Source organism: Serratia sp. (in: enterobacteria) (genome assembly GCF_046715635.1).
GTDB lineage: Bacteria > Pseudomonadota > Gammaproteobacteria > Enterobacterales > Enterobacteriaceae > Chania.
Window position 1 is genome coordinate 1 of sequence record NZ_JBKJYW010000545.1, and the last position, 3,372, is coordinate 3,372.

Annotated in this window: 4 protein-coding genes; all 4 read right to left on the reverse strand. The window is 48.7% G+C overall.

Going from position 1 to position 3,372, the window contains the following annotated elements; translation table 11 throughout:
* On the reverse strand, positions 1–464 hold a 464-nt coding region (locus ACLQ7H_RS28320; RefSeq protein WP_411755547.1), incomplete at its 3' end, for a substrate-binding domain-containing protein.
* A 116-nt stretch (positions 465–580) separates the two neighbouring features.
* Positions 581–2,008, reverse strand: coding sequence for an anion permease (locus ACLQ7H_RS28325; protein ID WP_411755548.1), 1,428 nt, complete (start codon positions 2,006–2,008; stop codon positions 581–583).
* 153 nt (positions 2,009–2,161) lie between these two features.
* Positions 2,162–2,875 carry a 4-carboxy-4-hydroxy-2-oxoadipate aldolase/oxaloacetate decarboxylase gene (locus ACLQ7H_RS28330; RefSeq protein WP_411755549.1) on the reverse strand — a complete coding sequence of 238 codons (714 nt, stop codon included), beginning with the start codon at positions 2,873–2,875 and terminating at the stop codon, positions 2,162–2,164.
* Positions 2,872–3,372: PIG-L deacetylase family protein (locus ACLQ7H_RS28335; RefSeq protein ID WP_411755550.1), on the reverse strand; the 501-nt coding region annotated here is incomplete at its 5' end. The genes ACLQ7H_RS28330 and ACLQ7H_RS28335, both read right to left, overlap by 4 nt.

Below are 3,372 nucleotides of genomic sequence, written 5' to 3' on the forward strand. Positions count from 1 at the left end.
CCAGTCAGGTATACGCCACTCGGGCCCGTCGAATAACCGATCGTTTTGGCCGCCAAAACGGCCTGTTTTACCGCAGCCTCACTGCTAACATCAATAATCTGCGCCCCTTCTTTCACCGCAATAGCCACGCCTGACTTAACCAGATCAGTGCAGCTATCGGGTAAAATTTTGCCTGAGTCAATCAGCTTATCGATCGCAGTGGCAGACAGGATCACCACGTCAAAAGCTTCGCCAGCCTCTACGCGTTTGGCTGCATCCACTCCCCCCACTGACTCGAGCTCGACCTTGTATTTTGATTGTTGCTCAAATTGCTCGATAAGTTCGGTCAAGAGTTGTCGAGTGGCCATAGAAGAAATGATCCGTAGGGTCACTGGCTCGTCGGACGGAACATCTGTGGGTGCCGCAATTGCCAGGCTGGCCATACTTATACAGAGGCCCGATACAATCACGTTAGAATATTTCATGACGAAGTCTCCACGACTAAATTATCCAAAGGGCCTGCCACCAAAAACAGGATGACCTTGTCTCCAGTGGCTGAATGACGTTTAAATTGGCAGAATAAATAGGTTGGCAAACACGATTACTTAACAAAACCCAATAATTGCCACCATACATAACCGACAGTCATTGTCACAATAAAACATACCGTCGCGATGACCGCCCCAGAAACCCACCACTGTTTTACGTTGTTATAACCGGCACCAAAGATGATCGGGGCTGAACCACCGCCATAATGGGTCAATGCACCACCGTAGGAGTTCGTTGCCGCCAGGACAAGTGCTAGGGCCATGGGATCGGCACCCGCAACTTTCCCTACGGTAAGGAACACTGGAAGCATAGCAATGGCATAAGAACTTGCAGAGGCAAAGAAATAACGAATGATAATACTGAGGAAGCCGATAATGGTTAACGCTATGAATGGATTGTGGCCAAAGTCGACATTGTTCTGAATCAAATCCGCCAGCCAATCAAATACTTTTTCTTTACTCAGTGCACTTGCCAGCCCAATGATACCGCCAAACCAAAGCAACGTATTCCAAGCCCCCTTGTTTTGAAGAACATCATCCCACTTGATAACACCGAGCAAAATACACAGTGCCATCGCCATGATGGCAACCGCTGTCGCATCGATTTTGAGCGTGATACCAAATAATTGCCCAAGGATGGAAGGTAACGCCCAACCAAGAAGCGCTGAAATAAAGATACCCACTAAAAGCTTTTCATTGCGCGTTATCGGCCCCAGTTCGGCCAAACCTTCATCCGCAATTTTTTTGTTATCTACTTTGGTTAACTCTGGTTTATCAAGGTAATAGCCAACAGCGGGAACAATAAGCAGTAATACCAAGCCTGGAACTACCATGGCCAGAGCCCAAACGCCCCAGTCAAGATGAATGTCCAGAATTTTGGCGGCGAAATCAGCAGCCAGTAGATTTGGCGCCATCGCAGTAATAAACATAAAACTGCTGACCTTCATGACAAAGTAGATATTGGACATCAAATATGAGCCCGCTTTCTTTGCCGACTCACCGGGTTCTGACCCCAGAGCTTTTACTACCGACAGGATGATAGGAAATACAATCCCCCCGCTTCTCGCCGTATTCGAAGGTGTCACAGGAGAAATAACAAACTCTAAAAATGCGGTCACATACCCGAGCCTGAGCGTGGTGCTGCCACAGAAACGGATCATGTGAAATGCAATACGCCGCCCTAATCCAGTTTTAACAAATGAGATACTAATGCCAAATGCAGCAAATACTAACCAGACCGTTGATGTAGCATATCCGACCAGGATTTGACCAGTGTTATTAAGGAAAAAACCCGCAAATCCTACGACACCTAATAAAACTACCGCTTCAGAGTACGGCTTTAAAATAAGGCCGCAAATAGCAGCCAGATAAAATCCGGTCAGACGCCATGATGACTCTGTCAGCCCTTCAGGGGGTGGAATAAACCAGATGACCAGCGGTATCATTACTAAGACACACAACTTCCATATCTTATTTTTCATGCTGTAGCTTCCCCTTTTAGAGGTGTTGGAATACTTAAACTTACTGGCATTCGATAATCGTAAATATTTTTGTTGTTGGTGGCTAATTTAATAAACTGTTTAGTCCTTGCGTTTCGGATAGGCATGCCATCCGCTAACGGGTAAAAAGTATGCTTATGGTTTTAAATCATTAAGGCTATTAAAGTAACGCAGCCCTTTTTGCGCCAACGACTCACGCATTTGATAAATATCCAGCCCAAGTTCACCGTTAGCCAGACGCAGGCGCTTGCCCATTTCCAGATCCACCCTTTTCTGCGCGGCATCTGCGATCGTTGTGGCCTGTTCCCCTGGCACAATTACCACGCCATCATCGTCTGCCACGACAATATCGCCGGGGTTGACCAACTGACCAGCGCAGATCACCGGCACATTAACCGAGCCAAGCGTGGCTTTCACCGTGCCTTGAGCCCAAACCGCACTCGACCAGACAGGGAAATTCATTTCACGCAGTGTCTGACTATCACGTATGCCGATATCCCCAACCAATGCCACCACACCGCGTGCCTGTAATGAGGTGGCGAGCAGGTCACCAAAAAAGCCGTCATGGCAGCCGGAAGTAGGTGCCACCAGCAGTACATCGCCAGGTTGACACTGCTCTACGGCTACATGGAACATCCAGTTATCCCCTGGTGTAACCAATACCGTCACCGCATTGCCAGCAATACTGCGCCCTTGCTGAATAGGTTTAATACGCACATCAAGTAATCCCTGACGCAGTTGTGCTTCATGCACTGTCGCCACACCATATTCAGCGAAGCGTTGTAACAAAGCGTGTTCCGCTCGTTCAATATGTGTGACTACCACCCCTTTCATGTTAACCAGGTTCATGACAGATCCTCCGTTACGCGAGGAAAGAGGCTTTGATAACCTTCCCCATGGATGATGGTCTGGGTACTGGCAATACCGATGTTACGCTTAGCTTGTACCCCACGTTGTAACGCCACGCGCGTGTAGTATTCCCACAAATGCTCCTGACCGGCCATGCATTGAATAGCGGCATATTTTTTATCCCATACTGACGTGATATCCAGCAGTACATCAGGTTTCCAGCCGCATTGTTCCGGCTGATGTGGCTCGAAGCAGTACACCGGTGGGGCACCGATGATGGATTCACCCGGCCGAAACCCTTCCGCCTGAGCGATAATGCGAGCTTCTTGCGTCAGGCTGGCCGCCAGAGGATGGTCGTAGTTATAGGGATCGGCCAGCGAATGGGTGAGGACAAAATGGGGTTGTACCCGACGGAATACGTCCGCCAGACGGAACAGGTTTTCTTTATCCGCGCGTAGCGGATAGTCACCCATATCGAAAAATTCAATGCTGGCACC

Bases quoted from the DNA above. Each gene is read 5' to 3' on its own strand.
- ACLQ7H_RS28330 (WP_411755549.1), bottom strand. From the start codon at position 2,875: ATGAACCTGGTTAACATGAAAGGGGTGGTAGTCACACATATTGAACGA.
- ACLQ7H_RS28325 (WP_411755548.1), bottom strand. From the start codon at position 2,008: ATGAAAAATAAGATATGGAAGTTGTGTGTCTTAGTAATGATACCGCTG.